This is a genomic window from Mycolicibacterium novocastrense, assembly GCF_001570485.1.
Lineage (GTDB): Bacteria > Actinomycetota > Actinomycetes > Mycobacteriales > Mycobacteriaceae > Mycobacterium > Mycobacterium novocastrense.
In genome coordinates, this window is sequence record NZ_BCTA01000023.1 from 126089 (window position 1) to 144783 (window position 18695).

Annotated in this window: 18 protein-coding genes; 5 read left to right on the forward strand and 13 right to left on the reverse strand. The window is 65.7% G+C overall.

The window, feature by feature from the left end; all coding sequences use genetic code 11:
• The first annotated feature begins 193 nt into the window (after positions 1-193).
• On the forward strand, positions 194-1345 hold the full coding sequence (locus RMCN_RS08020) for a serine hydrolase domain-containing protein (protein WP_067388247.1): 1152 nt from the start codon (positions 194-196) through the stop codon (positions 1343-1345).
• Positions 1346-1489: 144 nt separating this feature from the next.
• On the opposite strand, the gene RMCN_RS08025 is transcribed toward RMCN_RS08020, so the two are convergent.
• The 5 genes from RMCN_RS08025 to RMCN_RS08045 all read right to left on the reverse strand — a co-directional run bounded on the left by RMCN_RS08025 (position 1490) and on the right by RMCN_RS08045 (position 5348).
• Positions 1490-2233 (reverse strand): hypothetical protein, encoded by a 744-nt coding sequence (locus RMCN_RS08025; RefSeq protein ID WP_067388249.1) that lies wholly within the window; start codon positions 2231-2233, stop codon positions 1490-1492.
• 174 nt (positions 2234-2407) lie between these two features.
• Positions 2408-3190, reverse strand: a complete 783-nt coding sequence (locus tag RMCN_RS08030; protein ID WP_067388251.1) for a hypothetical protein — start codon at positions 3188-3190, stop codon at positions 2408-2410.
• Positions 3178-4503, reverse strand: coding sequence for a hypothetical protein (locus RMCN_RS08035; protein ID WP_234787612.1), 1326 nt, complete (start codon positions 4501-4503; stop codon positions 3178-3180). Before RMCN_RS08035 ends, RMCN_RS08030 begins: the two co-directional genes overlap by 13 nt.
• Before the next feature lie 48 nt (positions 4504-4551).
• The gene (locus tag RMCN_RS08040) at positions 4552-4836 is read right to left on the reverse strand and encodes a type VII secretion target (RefSeq protein ID WP_110765789.1); all 285 of its coding nucleotides are present in this window, start codon (positions 4834-4836) and stop codon (positions 4552-4554) included.
• Positions 4837-5012: 176 nt separating this feature from the next.
• Positions 5013-5348, reverse strand: a complete 336-nt coding sequence (locus RMCN_RS08045; protein ID WP_308206410.1) for a hypothetical protein — start codon at positions 5346-5348, stop codon at positions 5013-5015.
• A gap of 150 nt (positions 5349-5498) precedes the next feature.
• Here RMCN_RS08045 and RMCN_RS08050 point away from each other — a divergent pair, with 150 nt between their 5' ends.
• Both RMCN_RS08050 and RMCN_RS08055 read left to right on the forward strand, forming a co-directional pair.
• Positions 5499-6044: a TetR/AcrR family transcriptional regulator gene (locus RMCN_RS08050; protein ID WP_067388259.1), complete on the forward strand. Its 546-nt coding sequence runs from the start codon at positions 5499-5501 to the stop codon at positions 6042-6044.
• Positions 6045-6166: 122 nt separating this feature from the next.
• Positions 6167-6865 (forward strand): mycothiol-dependent nitroreductase Rv2466c family protein, encoded by a 699-nt coding sequence (locus tag RMCN_RS08055; protein WP_064415418.1) that lies wholly within the window; start codon positions 6167-6169, stop codon positions 6863-6865.
• 23 nt (positions 6866-6888) lie between these two features.
• Here the strand turns inward: RMCN_RS08055 and RMCN_RS08060 are convergent, their stop codons facing one another.
• The 3 genes from RMCN_RS08060 to RMCN_RS08070 all read right to left on the reverse strand — a co-directional run bounded on the left by RMCN_RS08060 (position 6889) and on the right by RMCN_RS08070 (position 10284).
• Positions 6889-8508, reverse strand: coding sequence for a peptide chain release factor 3 (locus tag RMCN_RS08060; RefSeq protein ID WP_067388261.1), 1620 nt, complete (start codon positions 8506-8508; stop codon positions 6889-6891).
• Between the two features lie 87 nt (positions 8509-8595).
• Positions 8596-8907 (reverse strand): hypothetical protein, encoded by a 312-nt coding sequence (locus RMCN_RS08065; protein WP_064345961.1) that lies wholly within the window; start codon positions 8905-8907, stop codon positions 8596-8598.
• An 84-nt stretch (positions 8908-8991) separates the two neighbouring features.
• Positions 8992-10284 (reverse strand): alpha/beta hydrolase, encoded by a 1293-nt coding sequence (locus tag RMCN_RS08070; protein ID WP_067388346.1) that lies wholly within the window; start codon positions 10282-10284, stop codon positions 8992-8994.
• Positions 10285-10495: 211 nt separating this feature from the next.
• On the opposite strand from RMCN_RS08070, the gene RMCN_RS08075 reads away from it, so the two are divergent.
• Positions 10496-12232 (forward strand): DUF4407 domain-containing protein, encoded by a 1737-nt coding sequence (locus tag RMCN_RS08075; RefSeq protein WP_067388263.1) that lies wholly within the window; start codon positions 10496-10498, stop codon positions 12230-12232.
• On the opposite strand, the gene RMCN_RS08080 is transcribed toward RMCN_RS08075, so the two are convergent.
• Together RMCN_RS08080 and RMCN_RS08085 are read right to left on the reverse strand one after the other, a co-directional pair.
• Positions 12229-13194 carry a hypothetical protein gene (locus tag RMCN_RS08080; protein ID WP_067388265.1) on the reverse strand — a complete coding sequence of 322 codons (966 nt, stop codon included), beginning with the start codon at positions 13192-13194 and terminating at the stop codon, positions 12229-12231. The two genes, RMCN_RS08075 and RMCN_RS08080, sit on opposite strands and share 4 nt — an antisense overlap.
• Before the next feature lie 42 nt (positions 13195-13236).
• A complete protein-coding gene (locus RMCN_RS08085) occupies positions 13237-13578 on the reverse strand; it encodes a DUF732 domain-containing protein (protein WP_067388267.1) in 342 nt (113 codons plus the stop codon).
• 170 nt (positions 13579-13748) lie between these two features.
• Between RMCN_RS08085 and RMCN_RS08090 the strand changes: the two genes are divergently transcribed.
• A complete protein-coding gene (locus tag RMCN_RS08090) occupies positions 13749-15416 on the forward strand; it encodes an NERD domain-containing protein (protein WP_067388348.1) in 1668 nt (555 codons plus the stop codon).
• An 88-nt stretch (positions 15417-15504) separates the two neighbouring features.
• Here the strand turns inward: RMCN_RS08090 and RMCN_RS08095 are convergent, their stop codons facing one another.
• The 3 genes from RMCN_RS08095 to RMCN_RS08110 all read right to left on the reverse strand — a co-directional run bounded on the left by RMCN_RS08095 (position 15505) and on the right by RMCN_RS08110 (position 18658).
• Positions 15505-15834 (reverse strand): hypothetical protein, encoded by a 330-nt coding sequence (locus tag RMCN_RS08095; RefSeq protein ID WP_067388269.1) that lies wholly within the window; start codon positions 15832-15834, stop codon positions 15505-15507.
• An 826-nt stretch (positions 15835-16660) separates the two neighbouring features.
• Positions 16661-18334 (reverse strand): TNT domain-containing protein, encoded by a 1674-nt coding sequence (locus tag RMCN_RS08105; RefSeq protein WP_067388271.1) that lies wholly within the window; start codon positions 18332-18334, stop codon positions 16661-16663.
• A gap of 9 nt (positions 18335-18343) precedes the next feature.
• On the reverse strand, positions 18344-18658 hold the full coding sequence (locus RMCN_RS08110) for a type VII secretion target (protein WP_110765790.1): 315 nt from the start codon (positions 18656-18658) through the stop codon (positions 18344-18346).
• Positions 18659-18695: the final 37 nt, after the last annotated feature.

Below are 18695 nucleotides of genomic sequence, written 5' to 3' on the forward strand. Positions count from 1 at the left end.
CGGCATCATAGTCCGGCATCGTTATGGGTCTGTTTTCGCGACGGCGCACACCGTGACGCGGAGGATCATCTGGAGGCAGACCACGATCGTCAGTGACGGCTGCTCTCTCGGTTCCCGGGCGTCGACTCCAGCCCGAAGCAATTCGGCGCCGGTGTTGCGCGTGCGATGATCTTTGCAAGCAAAGGAGCTTGAGATGGGGTTTGAGCGAATCGACGACCTACTGAACAGCGTGACCGCGGACGGGTCGCTACACGGAGTTGCTGCCACAGTCGTTGGCCGCGACGGCGTCCTCTACGAAGGCGTGGCCGGTGATGCGAAGCCCGACAGCATGTTCCGCAACGCATCCATGACCAAGGCCGTCGCCACCACCACCGCGCTGCAGCTCGTCGAACAGGGACGCATCGACCTCGATGCGCCCGTCGCTTCGATCCTTCCCGAGTTCGGCGAGCTCCAGGTGCTCGGCGGTTTCGAGAGCGGGGAACCCGTCCTGCGTGCACCCAGGGCGCAGGCGACCGTCCGCCAGCTGATGAACCACACGGCCGGCTGCGGCTACCACTTCATGAACCAGAAGCTCTTCACCTACTGCACCGAGCAAGGCTTTCCCACCCCGCTCGACGGACTCAAGCAGGGCATCCACGCGCCGCTGGTCAACGATCCCGGCACGGTCTGGGAGTACGGCGTCAGCACCGACTGGCTCGGCATGGTCGTGGAGGCCGTGAGTGGCCAGACGCTCGCCGACTACCTCGCCGAGCACGTCTACGGCCCGCTCGGGATGACGGACTCGACATTCGCCCCGACCGAGGAGCAGCGTGCCCGGTTGCTGCCCATCCGTTTTCGCGCGCCGGACGGCAGCCTTGTACCGACCGAGCTCGACCTGCCCGCCAACCCCGAGTGGGACGCCGCCGGCCACGGCTCCTACGGCACGGTCGCCGACTACGGACGATTCGTCCGGGCCTGGCTCAACGGCGGCGAACTCGAGGGAACGCGCATCCTCAAACAGGAGACCGTGGAACTCGCCCTGCGCGACCATCTCGACGGGGCGCCGCTACCGAAGAAGATGGAACCGACGGTCCCCGAGCTGGCCAACCCGGTCGAGCTGCTCGACGTGCCGCAGGGGTGGGGCCTCGGGTTCCACCTGTACCTGGTCGACCTGCCCGGTATGCGCAGCGCCGGCTCGGCCGACTGGTCAGGACTGTTCAACAGCTTCTTCTGGATCGACCGCAAGGCGGGGATCGGCGCCGTCATCGCCACGCAGCTGCTGCCGTTCTTCGACGCCAAGGTGGTCGAGACGATCCTCGGCTTCGAAGCCGCCGTCTACGCAGAACTCGGCGCGAACGTCTCCTGAGCACCGCCGTCCGACGCCGCTACCGACGACACGAGGTTGTCGAATCAGATAGTTGTAAATGCGGCAATCACAGCCGCGGGGTTTGGCGACAGCCCATGTCTGACGCCAACTTAGCAACGGCACCGAGCCGTAGGCGCCGCGATGCTATGAGCCAGCGGTGAATCGGTTGTCGTTGAGGCGCTTGAGGGCTCGGCCGTCGGTTAGTTCGTCGCGGTGCTCGGGATATCGCCAATAGAAGCGCACCAATTCGCGGAGGTCTCGCCCGTCCGGAGTGAATGAGGCTGCCGGGAGGGTCGGCGCGCTGCCGTCGGACATCACAAAGACTATTGCGTTCGGTGTCGCCGCAGTCTGGTTCGGCGCCACATCCGTGATGTCTGTTACCTGTGTCCAGTCGCCGCTCTGAGGTCGCCAGCCCTGCACGATCACGAATCCGGTGGGTGTGAGGCGCAGATGGTGGAGGCTGCCTCGGCGGAGCGTCCGCCACAAGATCGGTACTCCCATGATTGCGGCTACCGCGCTGACAAACGGAATGGCATAGCGCATCTGCTCGGGCACCGGAATGTCCACCATCCCGAGGGGTCCGAAAATCGCGAACAATCCGCCGGCCACGGTTAGTCCAAGTACGGCAATCTTGATCGGGATGTCTATGCCGCGATCCGGCCGAATGGTGGTTCCCTGCTCGTCGAATTCCCCAACGGGAGACACCTTCCCGGGGACGACCTTCGCAAACGGAACAATGAAGCCGAGGCAGAACATCGAGAACCCAAGTGACACCAGCGCCGTCAAATATTCACCGCGACCAACGCTGATGACCGCCCAAGCCGCCGCCAGAATGCCCACAGTGCCGGCAAGCAGCGCGCAGAGTATCGCGATCGGAAGGATCTTCATTTGGGACACACGATATTGCCGATGATGCCGCCGACATAACCGAATGTGCACACTTACAGCGTTTCCTCGATCACGTCACCGGGTGACTGGTCGCGAGCGTGGCGCACTGCTGGCCGAGCACCGAACTGCGCGCACTTGGTGATGAACGCTTGCCGACGTCGAGTACTTCGGCCATCAATCGAGCGCGAATCGTCCGTCACGAAACCGCTCGGCCGCACGGTGATCCACCAACTCCATTCGATCCTCGGGGTGTTTCCAGTAGTGGCGCACCATCCAATAGAGCGGCACACCGGTCGGCACGTACAAGTTCAGTCCGCCTATGACTTCCTCGGTGCCATCGCGCAAGCACAGCACCACTGACCTACCGGCCTTCCTTCCGTCCTTGGTGTCTGAGTGGTCCTTGACATCGACAACGTCGTCCCACTCCAAAACCCTCGTCTTCAGAACGTCGGCGATCTCGACCATCGCCGGGGTGAACTTGAGGTAGCCGATGCCGCCACGCCGCACCCACGCGACGAGAGCGATGACGGAGAACAAAGCTGTTAGGGCAAAGAGCGGTGGTGAGAAGATCTGCAACCCACGGGACATCGGGATATCGATTGCTCCTCGCGGCAGATAGAACGCCAGAAGGGCACCCGATGGGGCCATGACAATCAGCCCCACGACGTACAGCACGCCCACCCGCTTGTCCGGCCAGACGGTGAATCCCGTTGGATCGTTGGATGTTCGGGTCTGCGCCTTGCCTGTGGCGGCCAGCAGTAGGCCCGCCATCATCAACACTGGAAACGTGACGAAGCCGATCAGTAGTACGGTCGTCAAGTAGTTGCCTCGGAGGCCGGCCAAGATACCGCGAACGACAAAATAGAGCAGGCCCGCCGATACGCCCATGACTAGCCAATACAGGCGTCGGTTGACCTTGGCCCAGTTCGCGGGTTCGGGAAGATTCAGTACGGACACACGACCTCACCAATGAACTTGCCCATTTCCACGCCGCCTACAGTTCCGGCGACGGCCCCGATAATGGTAAGAAGCGGCACGGCTCCTACCGCCAGGGGACCAGTCGCTGCGCCAGCTGCCGCACCGAACTCAGCGAGGCCCCCGCCTCCACCACCGCCGGCCACCCCGGCCACCAGTGCGATGCACCGATCTTTGTCCGACTCAGCCATCACCATGTCAAAGACCGTTGTCGCGACTGTCACTGCCGGTCCACCGAACTTCATTGTCTTTCCGATATTTTCGGCCGTTTCCGCGGTGACCATCGGCAAGGATCCGCCACGCGCGATGTGCTTCTCCAGGCCCGACATTGCAGCTGTGGTACCCGTCGATATGTTGTCGATCAGCTCGACGGGCACCGCACTGTGCCGACCGTCTGCGGTAGTGAAGCCGGCCTGTCGGTAACCGGTGGGGTCCATCGACATCGTCCAGTTCGAGCCGTCGGCGAAAGTGATTGAGGTGTAGTCACAGTCGTTGGACAGGTCATGCCACGAACTGGTGCGCGCTACAAAGTCACCATTCTTGTCGAACTCCTCGAGTTCGTAGAAGTTCTGCTTGCTGGGCCACTCGAACGGATCCATGCGGGTGGTGACGGCCTTGCTGCCGTCCTGTTTGATCACCGTCGTCACCTCCTCGCCGTACGCGTTCGTGGACTCGACGACCTCCCGGACGTTCTGCTGCTGATCGGCGGAACGAATCGCCTCCTGCGCCACCGCGCCGATGGCTGTTCGGGGGTCGGCCACCTCATCGGGTGGTCGCTGCGCCGTGGGTAGCAGGATCCCGCCCAGATCGGCTGGCAGTCCCGCCTCAACGAACCCGAACTGGCTGCCTAGGGCCGTCACCGCGTTCGCGGTCGCGTTGTCCGCCTCACCGACAGCGATCAGCATCGTGTTGACGGTGGCCTGCTCCTGCAAGGCCAACGCCTGCAGCTTGGCCATGTCCTCCTCGGACATGTAGACCGGGTCGACGAGCACGACCCATTGATCGCTGACGTTCAACGGGCCCGCGTCGAGTTCGTCGGCCTTGGCCAACAACGCTTTACGCGCACTACCGATCGACTCGGCACCGCCACTCAACGCCGCTGAGACCGCTTTGGCGTAGTCCGAGAACATCGACGCTTGGCGCGCCGCTCGACCGAACATTGCGTTCGCCGCGGCGTGCGACTTGCCTGACCATGCCCGCGTTTCCGGCATCCGCGTGCAGGCGTCGTCGATGCCCGACACGCCGTCGACGACTGTCTGCGCTGCCGTGATAATCGCCGCGGCCGACGTCGCCAACGACTCTGGATTCCAACTCTGGAGAGTCGGGCGAGAGGGCAGCATCGGTCAGAACAGCCCGTCGAATTCGCCGGCCAAGGCCTCGTCAGTTACCTCGAAGGTGTCGCCGACGCCGCGCACGGCCTGGCCCATCCGAGCCACGTTCTGCGCCAGGCCCTCGGCCACCTTGGTGAAATGTTCGCCGACCGACCTCGCCGCCCACTGCGTTGTGGATCCGGGCAATCCGTCGGCCGCCGAAGTGGTCGTCGGGCCCACCGCGGCTCCCGTGATGCGACCGCTGACGGCGTCGACGTGCGCGGCGAAGGCCCGCAGGACCTCCGGATCGACCAGCACAGACATACCCCGCCTCGAATTGATGGTGTGTCTAGATTCTTAACACGCCCCCGGCGCACCGGGACGCACCAATTTCGTCTCTGGGACCGCCCCGGAGGTCTCGCACCGAGGCTCGGTATGTGAACTGCCCGGGTGCATCGCGATCAGCGTGTCACCCGGGCGCAGCGTGCCAAGCGTCAGGCGGCTTGCCGTTCGAGCTCCCTCGTCGGCTCAGCGGGCATGGACGTGGCGACGTCCAACAACTGCTCGTGGTTATCGCGCACACCGCGGTACGTCGACAGATAGTGGTCGATCTGCTCGCGGCGCAGTGGTCGCGCCCAGATGTTCTCGCTGGGGATCTCGATACCGCTGTCGTTGGATTCTGCGCGCTTGCGGGCACCAGCGCGGAATCCCGCCACTGCCGCCACCATCAACACGACCATGCCGGCCCCGATGATCCCCGCCACCGCACTTTGAGCGGCCAGCGCGTAAACGAACGTCCCGAGCGCCGCGAAACTCAGCAGCAGGGACACATACCCAACCGCAGTCGGTGGAATTCGTCCTATCGCCTTCAACATCAAAAGCACCTCTCGTAAGCTTCAACGAAACGCTACGCGCATCGTAGCGCTACGCTTAGTGTAGCGTTTTTGCAGCCGGAGATATTCCCGGCCAGAGGAGGTGCGATGGCACAGCGACGCGACGTCGACGACGGCATCACCGAGGCCACCCTGGCGCTCCTGCGCACCAAAGGGCCCAGCTCCGTGACCGTCGAAGCGGTGGCGGCGCGCTCCGGCATCGCCAAGACCACCATCTACCGGCGACATCGCGACCGCCGCGACATGCTTGCCGCCGCGCTGACGCGGGTGACCTCTCCCGAACCCCTCGCCGCATCAACCGCGGCACCGGATCGGTTCCGCTGGCTCATCGCAGAGGCGGTCAAGGCCATCGAGGTCGGCATCGGCTTTGGCGGTCTCGCCGCCATGCTCACCGACGACGACCCCGACTTCACCAAGCTCTTCCGCCGCATCCTGGCCAAGGAGCGGGCCGAACTGACATCAGTGATCGACGCGGCCAAGGCCGATGGATCGTTCCGCGCCGACATCGACAGTGCCACCCTCATCGACGCGGTGGTCGGCGCAGTCATCGCCGAGCGCGCTCGCACGGGCCGCCTTGCGAACGGCTGGGAAGATCGACTGTTCGACCTCCTCTGGCCGACGGTGCGGGCCTGAACCCACCGCTGCCTCACGGCGCACGCTGCCGCCTGCCTGGCGCGGGACGGTACGACCGTCGACTCCGGCATGTCCAGCTGGCAGGATGGCGACCGTTGGCCGCGCAGATCCGAGGTTCCGATGTGACTAATCGTCCTGTTGCCGTTGATTTTCACTTCGACGTCATGTGCCCGTTCGCATATCAGACATCGCGGTGGATCCGCGAGGTGCGCGCTCTGAGCGGCCTGGAGGTGAACTGGCGCTTCTTCAGCCTCGAGGAAATCAACCGGCAGGACGGCAAGAAGCATCCGTGGGAGCGCGAGTGGTCGTACGGCTGGTCGATGATGCGCATCGGCGCGCTGTTGCGCCGGCAGTCGATGGCCGACCTCGACGCATGGTACGAACGCGCAGCACGAGCGCTCCACGTCGAAGGACATAAACCACACGAAAAGGCCGTTGCCCGAGCCCTTTTGGAGGAACTCGGCTTCGAACCCGGGCTCGTCGACCAGGCCATCGCCGACCCGACCACCAACGACGAGGTGATGGCCGACCACCAGCGCGTCGTCGACGCCGGCGGCTACGGCGTGCCGACGCTGTTCTTTCCCGACGGGCAGTGCCTGTTCGGGCCGGTGCTCATTGACCCGCCGGCGGGGGAGGCGGCGCTGCGGCTGTGGGACTCCGTCGTCGCCTGGACTGAGTTCCCGCACCTTTACGAGCTGCAGCGGCCGAAAACGCCCGCCGACCAGCAGGCCATCACCGAGACCTTCCGCCCGTATCTGGAGGCCAGGGACTGGGTGTCGATCAATCGGGGCGAGGTCGTCACGTTCGACCCGCCGGGTTGATACGGCGCCCTAGGCGCGTCGTCCTACGCCGCGACCAATGACCCGAGCATGATGTCGGGGTTGTCGCGCTGGAAGCCGTCGAGCCGCCACGGGGTGGAGAACAGCACGAGCATGATGCCGTCGCTGCGGGTGAGCACTTCGGCCGACACCTGCTTGTCCATGAACTCGGCGTCGGCGGGGTCGACGACCCGCGCCACTTGATACGGCAGCGACTCCAACGCAATCGGGGTGCTGAACTCGGCCGCCATCCGGTGCACCGCCACCTCGAACTGCATGGGGCCGACCGCAGCCAGCACCGGCGCCTGATCGCCGCGACGGTCTGAGCGCAGCACCTGCACAACGCCTTCTTGCTCGAGTTGCTCGATCCCGCGGCGAAACTGCTTGTGCTTACTCGGATCGGTGCCGCGCGCTACCGCGAAGTGCTCGGGGGAGAAGCTCGGGATCGGCGGATACTGCACGGGCACATCGCGATAGAGCGTGTCACCCGGGCGCAGCGCGGCGGCGTTCGCCAAGCCGATGACATCACCGGGCCACGCGGTGTCCAGCGTGGCGCGCTGCTGGCCGAACACCGACTGCGCATACTTCGTCACGAACGGCTTGCCCGTCGCCGCGTGGGTCAGGACATCTCCACGCTCGAAGGTGCCCGACACCACCCGTGCGTACGCGATGCGGTCGCGGTGTGCCGAATCCATGCCCGCTTGCACCTTGAAAACGAAGGCGCTGAACGGTGATTCGACCGCGCGACGTGCGCCCTCGATGTCGACGGCTCCGCTGGGCGCCGGCGCGAGTCCGACCAGCACGTCGAGAAGCTGATTTACGCCGAAGTTCAACGCCGCCGACGTGAACAGCACCGGTGAGGCCTCGCCGCTGAGGAACTGCTCGCGGTCGTAATCGGCGCCGTCGGCCGACAGTAGTTCACTCTCCTCGACGGCGGTGTCCCAGTCGTCGTCGGCAGCAGCGTGGGCATCGGCCGCTGCGATGTGCTCCTCGGGGGCCGCGGTGGCACCGCCCGCGGTGCGGGTGAACCGGATGAAGTTTCCGCTCCGTCGGTCGAGCACACCCTTGAAATCGCCGGCGATACCGACCGGCCACGTCAAAGGCGTGGGGCGCAACCCGATTCGCTCCTGGATCTCGTCCATCAATTCCAGGGCGTGGCGTCCGGGCCGGTCCCACTTGTTGATCACCGTGATGATCGGAATCCCTCGGTGCTTACACACCTGAAAAAGCTTCAGGGTCTGGGGCTCAAGACCTTTGGCCGCGTCGATGAGCATCACCGCCGAGTCGACGGCCGTCAGCACCCGGTAGGTGTCTTCGGAGAAGTCGGCGTGGCCGGGGGTGTCGAGCAGGTTGATGACGCAGTCGCGGTACGGGAACTGCAACGCGGTCGAGGTGATCGAGATGCCCCTGGCCTTCTCCATCTCCATCCAGTCCGACACGGTCGCACGCCGACCCGCCTTGCCGTGTACCGCGCCGGCCTCGGTGATCGCCCGCGCGTGTAGCGCCAGCGCCTCGGTCAACGTCGATTTGCCGGCGTCGGGGTGGCTGATGACGGCGAAGGTCCTGCGGCGGCCGGCCTCAGCGGAGATGCGGCCAGGTGGCGCGGCGTCGGCGCTCGGCGCAGCCGTCAGAGCAGTGTCGGTCATAGCGGTAGCCATGGTATTGGCTCCGTGGCGCAAACCAGTAATCAGACGTTGCATGGCAGACGGCGTGTTTGGCCGGCTCGCCGAGCGTCAGCCCTGATCGCCGATGAGCCTTTCCAAGAGGTCAACGATGTGCTGTTGGCCTGCGGCCGCTACCTCGAGTTTTCCGCGCATTTCGCTGCGCAAATCAGTCATGTCATCGCGCAAGGCGTTGAAGCCGGAGACAGTGGCCCGACGAAAGTCGCGAAGCTCTGTGTGGAATTCGGTGACGTCGCGGTCGGCCGCGCCGGCGAGGACACGGGCCGCTGCGGCGTCCTGCTCACTCGCCTGTACCCGCTGCGCAAGCCCACGCACCTGGGTTTCCAGCGCCGACACGCGGGCTTCAAGATTGTCAGGCTCCACGCTCGAGAGCCTACCGCCGGCCCAGCCCTGTTTGACACATAAAATCGTGGCCGTTTCGTCACGGCAATAGCGGCGGCACCTGCCTCACGACGAGCGGAGGTTTTTCGATTGCGTCGCCTGCTGCCGGTTCGCGTAGACCTCGGCGAGGAACTGCTCGACGGCGACGGCCGCGTGCGCGGCGCGCGCCGACCCGAACATGTCGAAAGCGTGCTGGGCGAACGGCAATTCGGCGTACACGACCGGCTGGGTGCTGACATCCCGCAGCTTGGTGACGAACGCCCGCGCCTGCTCGACGGGCACCAGCGAGTCGTTAGTCCCGTGCAGGACGAAGAACGGCGGCGCGTCGGCGGTGATGTGGTTCACCGGTGAGGCCTCGAAGTAGGTCTCGAAGGCCGACTTCTGCGGCTGCTTGATGACCATCTGCTCGAGCAGCTCGGGCATCGAGGGATGCATCGCGTCGTCGAAGCGGGTGAAGTCGTAGACACCGTAGAACGGCACCGCGGCCTGCACCCGGGTGTCGACGTCTTCGAAGCCCGGCTGGTACCGCGGGTCGTTGGGCGTCAGCGCCGCCAGCGACGACAGATGCCCGCCGGCCGAGCCGCCGGTGATCGCGATGAAGTCCGGGTCACCGCCGTACTCGGCGATGTGCGTCTTGACCCACGCCAGCGCGCGCTTGACGTCGACGATGTGGTCGGGCCAGGTGTTGCGCGGGCTGTGCCGGTAGTTGATCGCCACGCAGATCCAGCCCAGCTCGGCGAGATGGCTCATCAACGGATGTGCTTGTCCGCGTTTGTTTCCCGTCACCCAGGCACCGCCCGGAATCTGAAACAGAACCGGCGCCTTGCCGTTCCGGTCAAGGTCGGGACGCCGCCAGATGTCGAGCTGGTTGGCGCGGCTGTATTCGCCGTAGCTGATGTCGCCGTCGTGGGCGTAGTCGCGGTAGATGCGCATCATCCGCAGCGCGCCGGGGGTCTTGGCGGTACCGCCGCCCGCCGGCTGGCGCCACAGGCCCGACGAGTCGGTGCGGCGATCGGTGCCCAGGCCGCGGTCCAACGCCTCGGTCAGTGGGGCAGCCGCCTTGTGTCCCGCGCGGTTGAAGTTCAGCAGCCCGATCGCCGAGATAGCGGCCACCACCCACGCGACCACGCGCACCGGACGGCTCAGGCGCCGAGTGGTCAACGCCAGCCCGCCGATCTGGCTCGCCAGCGTCTGCAGTGGGAATTCGCTCACCACCAAACCGAACCCGAACGAGAAGATCGACGGGTAGCCCTTGCGCACCAGCGGTCGGTAGCCGTTGAGCGTCGAGGCCGCGGTGACTGCCGTGACAACTATTGCCGCGACCTGCTGGGCGATGCGGCCGATTCGCGCCTTCTTCATGCGGTCACCATACGAGCCGGCGCCGGTGCGGTGACACGGCCATACGTGCGCGACCCGCTGTCCGCGGAGAACGGCCGACACCCCGCTGTGGGAGAATTCCCGCATTCGCACGGCGTGATGGTGCGATCCGCGGGGGGTTCCGCCTGGCACATCGCCGACAAGGCCGTCGGTAGCGCTCTGTCACGCCTTGACCTGCACGTTTGGAGTTTTCATGGGCGTCCACAGGAATTCTGAGGCCGGCACTGGCGCCTCGCCGACCGCGTCGGGCCTCATCTGGCTCTCTGGCGGCGAGCCGCGCGACGTGTCTGCCCGCCACGAGCTGTCCACTTTGGTCAGCGCCGGTGTGGTGGTGCTGGTCACGGCGCTGCTGGCATGGCTGGTGGCCGCCTCCGCCCTGGCTCAGTCGACATCCTGGCCGTTGGCGACCGTCATCGCGGTGACCTCGGTGTTCGGGCTGCTGATCGGTGCCCTGAGCCGGGCGATCGCCGCGCGGCCCGTACGTGGCTCTGGTGTCGCGGGACGCGCTGCCGTCGCGGTCGCGGTCGGGCTTGTGATCGGTGAGCTTGCCGCCGTAGTCGTGTTCTCCGGATCGGTCGATCGGCTGCTCGACGAGCGGGCGGCGCGGGCCGCCGATTCCAGCCCGGCTGTCGCGCAGGCCGCAGCCGACGTGGACCGCAGCCGGGCCGCGCGCAGCGAGCTCGACGCCGCTGTCGAGCGGGCCGTGCAGCGCCGGCAGGACGCGCTGGTGGTGGCGCGCTGCGAGTTCAATCCCCGGCCCGAGTGCCCGCAGACCGTCATCACCGGCGTGCCGGGCGCCGGGCCCGAGAACCGGACGGCAAACGACTTCCTCGCCGACGCCCAGGGGAGCCTCGACGCCGCGCTGGCCGACCGCGATCTTCGCGCGCCTGCGCTCGATGCGCAGATCGCCGACGCCGAGCAGGCGCTGGCGCAAGCCCGGCAGGCCGCGACGACAGATGCGGATCGGGGACTCGGCGCGCAGTGGGTCGCGATGAACGACCACACGCTGGCGAACCCGGGGGCGCTGGTGTTGCGGATCCTTGTCGACGGCTTCTTCGTCCTGCTGAGCCTCCTGCCGTTGATTCTTCGGCGGTGGCGCGGTGAGACGTCGCAGGATCGCGGGATCGCCGCCGACGTCGCGCGGGATCGCGCCGAGCTGGAGGCCGACACGGCGGTCGCGGTGAAGCGGGCCGAGGTGCGTGCGGCCATCGACACCATGTGGGCCGAGCAGCAGCTGGCGAGCGCCCGCATGGCTGTCGAGGCGCAGCTGGAGATCGATCGCGAGCAGCAGCGCCGCCGAGTGATAGAAGCGGTCGACACCGCGATTCCCACACGTGCGGAACGTATTTCGGAGCCCGAGGATGTGTACCTGCCGATAGCTGCGGAGGCCGAGGCGGCGAGCCTCGTTGCGGCCGAGGCGCCGGCGCCTGATGTGAAGGTGGCGGAGAACCTGCCCGCACCCGTCGAGGAAGACCGCGCGGTAGAGCCCGCCAAGGAGTCCGGACGTCCGCTGATCCCGGGCATCCCGGATGTCACGCGTGCCGCCGCGCGCTGGATACGTCCACTGGTGCCGCCGATCATCGTCAACGCGATCGACACCACCACAAGACCGTTGCGGAGCGCACGGCAGGTCCTCGAGGAGACCGAGGAGATCCACTTCTCGATGCGACGCACGCGCAAGGTGACGACGCACGTCGAGGAGGGCGAAGACGTTGCGCGAGAACGCGGTTCTGATGCGACGGCTCGCGCACGGACGACCTCGACGGTATGGGGGGACGTTGACCGACAGGGCTACGGCCGGCTTGGCGGCGGTGCGGAGCACTCGTCGCCAGCAGTGGCGAAAGGCGACCACCGCGCCGAACTCACCGGGGGCGGCCCTCGTGAACTGAACGCACGCAGCGGCCTCCGGGAGCTGCCTCCCGGCGCTTAATCTTTGGCGGCTGCGCGCACCTGTCTGTCGATTCGGTCGATGAGGTCATCATCGACGACGACCTCTAGCACGACCGTGCCGTGATCGACATCGCCTGGCGCGTAACGCGCTACCGTGGGCATCTCCTCGACCAGCTCGACGAGTTCGTCGATGAACGCATGGAAGCCGTCGAGCGGGACATCCATCAGCAGCTTGCAGTCGGCGAGCAGCCCGGTGTACGCCGAGGGCACGCGGACATCACGGCACCGCTCGGCCAGCTCGAGGAACCGCTCGTGGAAGTCCATCAGCCGGCTGGCCGCGTGCACGATGCCCTCGGCGTCGGCGGTGCTCTCGCTATCACCGAACACGTCCATGAGCGCCGGTGCGCGGATGAATGATTCGACCTGATGGGCGAGTTCGTAGAGGTCGTCAAGGCAGTCTTCGACGAAAGCAGCCACCTGCGGGCCGTTGCGTGCGTAGGGACCCCGCGCCGTTGTGTAGCCCAGGTCGAGATCGCGTAGCCGCGGCCGCACGTCCGCGAGACGTTGGACGAGAACGGACACGAACGCCGCCCACCGCCACTCCGTCCGCTTCTCAGCCAACAGCCTGTCGAGTTCGGCTGAGGTATGGACGATCTCGGCGAAGTCATGGTTCTCGTCGGGCGCATCGGCCGACGGTACTGAGGGCTGTGGCGAGAGCGAGCCCATCAACTTCGCCCCCTCGACGCCGTAGATCCCCCTGGCGTCGCCGCGACGCGCCCAACGGTGCTGACGGTCGGCACGGTGGGCCAGGATTTCGGCCTCGCGTGCGGCGGCGAGCCGGCGCTCCTGCTCGCGACGGACAAGCGCCCGGATCGCGAAGAACAGCCCGATCGCGGCGCCGACGCCGATGATGATCCAGTAGTAGGTGACGACGACCCAGATCAGGAGCAGCAGGCCGAAGACACCGGCCACTCCACCGGAATCCGAACCGCGGCTTGCCATCACGACCGCCCGTAGACCTTGGCGAACATCTCGAGTACCTACCTACAGTGGCTGCGTGTAGCCGATCTCGCGTGCCCATTCGACGACCGCCGGCTTGGCGTCCAGGCACATCGTGTTCACTGCCGACAGCAGCACGATCGCCGACTCGGCCGGAGCGAACCCCGTTCGTTGCAGCTTGCCCAGGACCGCCGGCGGCGGCGCCCCGAAGCGAAGCTCGTGACAGAGCTCCTTGCCGATGTCGATCATGTCGACCATCGAGCTGTAGTAGACGCCCATGTTGTCGAGCTGCGCGATGAAGTCGTACTGATCGGCGTGCGCCGGAGTCGACGACAGCACCGATCCGCAGACCGCGAGCGCACCCGCGATTACCCCACGTCCGCGCATGATCCCCCCTTGATTTAGCGCTTGAGGAAGACGGTAAACCGGCCCTCCGACAAATCCGCGGCACCGGCCTCACCCGGAGTGACGGACCCCGTGGCTAACATCGAGACCAAGCTCATGGGGGAGGGGTTCGACATGCGGTGGTGGCATCGACGCACGGCACGGACGCGCCGATGACGATCACCCCCACCGACACACCGCGGCTGGCCAACCGTGCCGAGCGACGCGTCTACCAGGCTCTCGTCGAGCAACTCCAACCAAACGACCTCGTCATCGCCGGCCAGCGCGTCACCGACCACCTCAAGGATCACGAGGTCGACTTCGTCGTCGCCATCGAAGGCGCCGGCATCGCGTGCCTGGAGGTCAAGGGTGGCGAGGTCTGGCACGACGGCGTGAACTGGCGCCAGAAGCGCGGCGGGCGCGAGTGCACCATCGAACCCGTCCGCCAGGCTCGCGAGGCCTGCTACGCCCTGCGCGACTACATCGAGAAGGACCCCCGCTGGACGCAGGGCCGACTGCGCTGGGACCACGTCGTGGTGTTGCCGAACACCGAACTGACCGCTGACTTCGCCTTGTCGGACTGCCCGCGCTGGAAGGTCATCGACCGCAACGATCTCAGGGACATCGACGGCAAACTGCGCCACATCCTCGTCAGCCAGGAACTCAACCGTCCGCTGCTCAACCGGGACGGCATCGACCAGATCATCACCGCGCTGAGCGGGCGGGGACTGCCGCAACGCGACGTCGTCGCTCGGGCGCTGGACAACGAGGATGCGGCCGACGCGCTCACCGAGCATCAGGCCGTCATCCTCGACGCCACCCGCTTGCTCAACCGCATCGAGGTCCGCGGCGGTGCGGGCAGCGGCAAGACATTCCTCGCGATGGAGCAGGCTCGCCGGCTGGCGCAGCGAGGTCAACGTGTCGCCCTGGTCTGCTACTCCCACGGCCTCGCGTCGTACCTCGAACGCATCACCGCTACCTGGCCGCGGCGCCAACAACCGGGCTACGTCGGCGAATTCCACGCGCTCGGCGTGCAGTGGGGCGCACCGGAAGGACCGGACGAGTCGCTGCGTACTGAGGAGACGGTCAAGTTCTGGGAGCAGGATCTACCGGAGCAAATGGCCGTGCTGGCAACCCAACTCGAGATTGGACACCGGTTCGACTCCATCGTCGTCGATGAGGCGCAGGACTTCGCCGACTCCTGGTGGGAGCCGTTGCTGATCGCACTGAAGGATCCCGACGAGGGCGGCCTGTACGTGTTCACCGATGAGGGGCAGCGCGTCTTCAACCGCTACGGGTCACCGCCGGTTCCGTTGGTGCCGTTGATTCTGGACCACAATCTGCGCAACACCCGCCAGATCGCGAACGCGTTCCAGCCGCTCGTCGACCACCCGATGCGGTTCCTCGGCGGGGAGGGGCCAGCGGTCGAGTTCGTCGCCTGCAGCCGTGAGGACGCGCTCGACGTCGGCGACGATCAGATCGAGGCACTCCTCGAAGAGGGTTGGCGGCCCGAGGATCTCGCGTTGTTGACGACGGGCAGCCGGCATCCCGAGCAGGCCGAGCGTCAGAAGGCCGGCCACAAGGCGTACTGGGACAGCTTCTGGGACAGCGACCAAGTGTTCTACGGCCATGTGCTCGGCTTCAAAGGTCTCGAGCGGCGCGCGGTCGTCCTGGTGGTCAACGATTCCGGCCAGTTCGAACGGTCCCGCGAACGCCTCTACGTCGGACTGTCGCGAGCCCGCGACCGACTCGTGGTGTGCGGCGATCCCGAGTTCATCCGCGAGGTGGGTGGCCCGGATTTGGCGCGTCGGCTGAACATCGCAGAAACGAGATCCCGATAGGCCCCGTCGGCTCGGTCATCGACACGAGGTTGAAGTCGACCACAGGCGACTCATGAGATGAGCACTGCGAAAAGTAGTCGCCGTGATGCTAATCGCTTCTAGGCGTGAGAATGACTGGACTGGCAGTCAATGGTTCGATGACAACACCGACGTCCTTCATGGGCTCGATCGAGCGATTGGTGTCCATCACGGTCTGCACGTCGCCCTCGAGGATCGTGTATGCGGCGCGGTTCATCCGACCGTAAAACTCTTTCATCGAATCCACGCTGCGGAAGACCGGCATGTACCGGACACCCTCGCGCTCCAGTAAGAACAGCCTCTGCTCGCCGTCGTTGGTGTCCCCGAACGGAGTGGAGTAGAAGACCTTGACCTCGCCGTTCCCACCAAAGCGAGTCGCCGTGCCGTCGGAAGTATCCATGTCTGCTCACGACGCGACCTTTCGACCATCTGTCGTCGGTCCAAGACGTCGTAGCGCCTCGCGGAACGCCGGATTCGGATATGCACCTGGCAACACCGCGACGACATCTCGCAGTGCTTCTTCGACTCCGACGCCCTTCAGCCGCGCCCCGTACAAGGCGCCGATGGTCGGCGTGCGGCTGTACGCGAGGGTCTCCTGGTTAACCGTGTTAGGACAGCCCGCGTCAATCCCCGGTTCCGAATCGCCTCCCGTCGCCGGTCGACAGCCACGCTCGGAAGAGTCGCGTAACACTTCGATCGGCGATTCACCGTGGCGCGGATCAAATTCGACAATGCGGGCCGCTATCCGATGCCTTGCCGAATCATCTGATCCAGTTCATGGAGAGGCATATCCAGTACGTGGCTGAACACTGGAACCTTCGAGGCCGGCAGGATCGCGACTCCGTCACGCAGACGCAGTTCCATTACGTACTCACGGTCCGTTGGGAGTACTTCGACTCCTGCTTTTACTCCGAGTGAGTGAAGTTGTCGGCCAAGCTGTTCCGCGCCTAACCGGGAGCGCGCCACCGACGCCCACGTCCATATCAGATAGCGTTCGACTAATTCGAACGTCGAGAACCTGGCTGTACCCGGGTACCGTTTCCCGCGGTCATCGACTTCGTCAAGCACCCACCAGCCATCCTCGAGTCTCAGAAAGAAGGACGCGTCGTCGGAGGTGAAGGCCATGTCACCGTCGTCACGACTGTCGGAAGCGCCGACATGAGTCAATTGCGCTCGATTAGCCCACTCATCCCAGCTCGTAGCTAGCCTCGAAAAGTCTGGCTGCATTATCCAATCTCCTTGAGAAACCCAGAATCAACCAAGTCTTGTGTCGTGGCTCGCTCACCTGGCGGAGCGATGATCCGAAACTGCGTACCCCCGCCCGGTTGGTGAAACCATGGTGCCACCTGTGATTGTTCAATGCTCCAGCCAGGCGGAAGCGCGGTGGGGTCGTCGACAACGTAACGGTAGTACGGCTTCGCGGCGCTCTCCATAGGCAGCGATAGTTCGGCGAAAGGCGTTCCTTCTGGGGCCAGGTAAGCGCCGAACGGGGAACCGAAGCGCCCGAGCTCGGTGCCTGCCGGGAGCTGTGCCTCCGGGATCACCGTGCCCGGGACTGCGTAAGGCTTGCTTTCTAGATCCTCATCGGGATAGATGAGGCTGCCGTCCGCATTGGTGAATTGCGGCCCCGGGGGTATCGGCTCATAGCCGTCGAACAGCGGAGAGTCTGGCGGTAGCGGTCTAGCCGCGGGAATATCCGGCGGCAGGCTTCCCGGGTGCTCGCTCGTCACGGGGCCCAGCGGAGTCGAGTGCTCGACTGTGCCTGTGTGGCTTGGCATGTCGATGACATCGTCGGGTATGGCGCGTGCGGCGAGAGCGGCTTCGCCACCGAACATCGCGCTCGGCGCGGTGAGGGCCGTACTGCCGGCTACCTCACCCAAGTAGTGCCCCGGGTATTTCGTCAGGTGCTCGATATCCTCCTTCATCGAGTCGATCGGGTTCGTCACCCGTTCCCATGTGCCCTTGGCCAAGTCCGTCCACGACTCTTTCAAGTCCTCCAACCCGTTGGCCCCGATGAGATTCTTGATGCTCTCTTCGGTTCCGAACCAGCCGTCGGCGAAACCGTCCTCGAAGCTGGGTTTCGGCATTGCATCGCGTACGGGTGTCTTGGCTGGCGTCAGCGGTTTCTGCGCTGCGGCGACCATCGCGTCGAGCCGCTGTTCGATCTGCTCGGGCGGCACCCCGCTGTGCAACATCGTTTCGCGCGCGAGGTCCTTGAACTGCTCGACCGCGGCCGGGTCCAACCGCACCGGCTGCGCTGGTTGGCCAGGTTCGGCGATCCGGTCCAGTGCTTCATCGAGATTCTTCGGCGTTGACGACTGCTCGTCCGGCTTCGGTTCGTCACGCCGCCCGCCAGTGGCAGGCAGCAGCATGTCCTCCAGCGACCCCGCCGTCTTCACCACCCGTTCACCGCTGGCCGCGGTGATCGCACCCGCCAATTCGGTGTCGATGCGCTCGCCGTCGGCGAGCGCATCCGCGATGCGCTCCCTGAGGTCGGTGACCTTGGCCGCCACTTGTGCGGCGTACTCGTCTGTCATGTGGCTGGTATCGGGCGGGATCACCTGATTGGTGGACTCATCGATGCCCACTGCCGGTTGGGCGGCGGCATCGTCGAGGATGCCCTTGATCGTCTCGGCGAGGGCCTCCGCGTCGCGGTGGACGTTTTCCATCCTCTGGGCCGCCGCGCCGAGATTGTCGGCCACCGCTTCGTGGTCTGCGGCCGTGGCCGTCATCGCCGACTTCGCGGCCTCTGCGCCCTGGCCCTCCCAGGTCGATACCGTGATCAGCGAACGATAGAACTCAGCCGAGCCGGTGTGATTGTCCGCGGCCTCGCGTGCTGCCTGGGCCACGTCGGCGATCTCGGGAGGCCACTGTTTGAGCTCCCCAAGGCTCAGCGCCATGCCCGCACCTCACATCGCAGAGCCGGCGCCTTCTACCGCCTCGGCGCCACCGGCGTCGGTGCGCACGTAACTGTCTGCCGCCTCGCGATGTCCCCGCGCGTGTTTGGCGAAATCGCCCGCGAACCGTGCGCCGTCGGCCTCCCACGCCTCCAGCATCTTTGGCAACGCGGCGGCCGCCGACCCCGGTCCGAGAGCGGCGTTCCCCGCTCGTGAATGCGCCGCCTGATGCGCTGATTGAAACCCGCTGGCCTGGCCGTCGAGCCGGTCTGCGGCCATGCGCAGCTCGGTCGGATCGACCTTCAGCGGTTCGTTCGAGTCAGACACCACGGCCCCCTTTTTTCCAGCATCAGCCGCACACTAA

Coding starts and splice junctions, on each gene's coding strand:
- RMCN_RS08020 (WP_067388247.1), top strand. CDS start 194: ATGGGGTTTGAGCGAATCGACGACCTACTGAACAGCGTGACCGCGGAC.
- RMCN_RS08025 (WP_067388249.1), bottom strand. CDS start 2,233: ATGAAGATCCTTCCGATCGCGATACTCTGCGCGCTGCTTGCCGGCACT.
- RMCN_RS08050 (WP_067388259.1), top strand. CDS start 5,499: ATGGCACAGCGACGCGACGTCGACGACGGCATCACCGAGGCCACCCTG.
- RMCN_RS08060 (WP_067388261.1), bottom strand. CDS start 8,508: ATGACCGACACTGCTCTGACGGCTGCGCCGAGCGCCGACGCCGCGCCA.
- RMCN_RS08070 (WP_067388346.1), bottom strand. CDS start 10,284: ATGAAGAAGGCGCGAATCGGCCGCATCGCCCAGCAGGTCGCGGCAATA.
- RMCN_RS08075 (WP_067388263.1), top strand. CDS start 10,496: ATGGGCGTCCACAGGAATTCTGAGGCCGGCACTGGCGCCTCGCCGACC.
- RMCN_RS08080 (WP_067388265.1), bottom strand. CDS start 13,194: ATGGCAAGCCGCGGTTCGGATTCCGGTGGAGTGGCCGGTGTCTTCGGC.
- RMCN_RS08085 (WP_067388267.1), bottom strand. CDS start 13,578: ATGCGCGGACGTGGGGTAATCGCGGGTGCGCTCGCGGTCTGCGGATCG.
- RMCN_RS08090 (WP_067388348.1), top strand. CDS start 13,749: ATGACGATCACCCCCACCGACACACCGCGGCTGGCCAACCGTGCCGAG.
- RMCN_RS08095 (WP_067388269.1), bottom strand. CDS start 15,834: ATGGATACTTCCGACGGCACGGCGACTCGCTTTGGTGGGAACGGCGAG.
- RMCN_RS08105 (WP_067388271.1), bottom strand. CDS start 18,334: ATGGCGCTGAGCCTTGGGGAGCTCAAACAGTGGCCTCCCGAGATCGCC.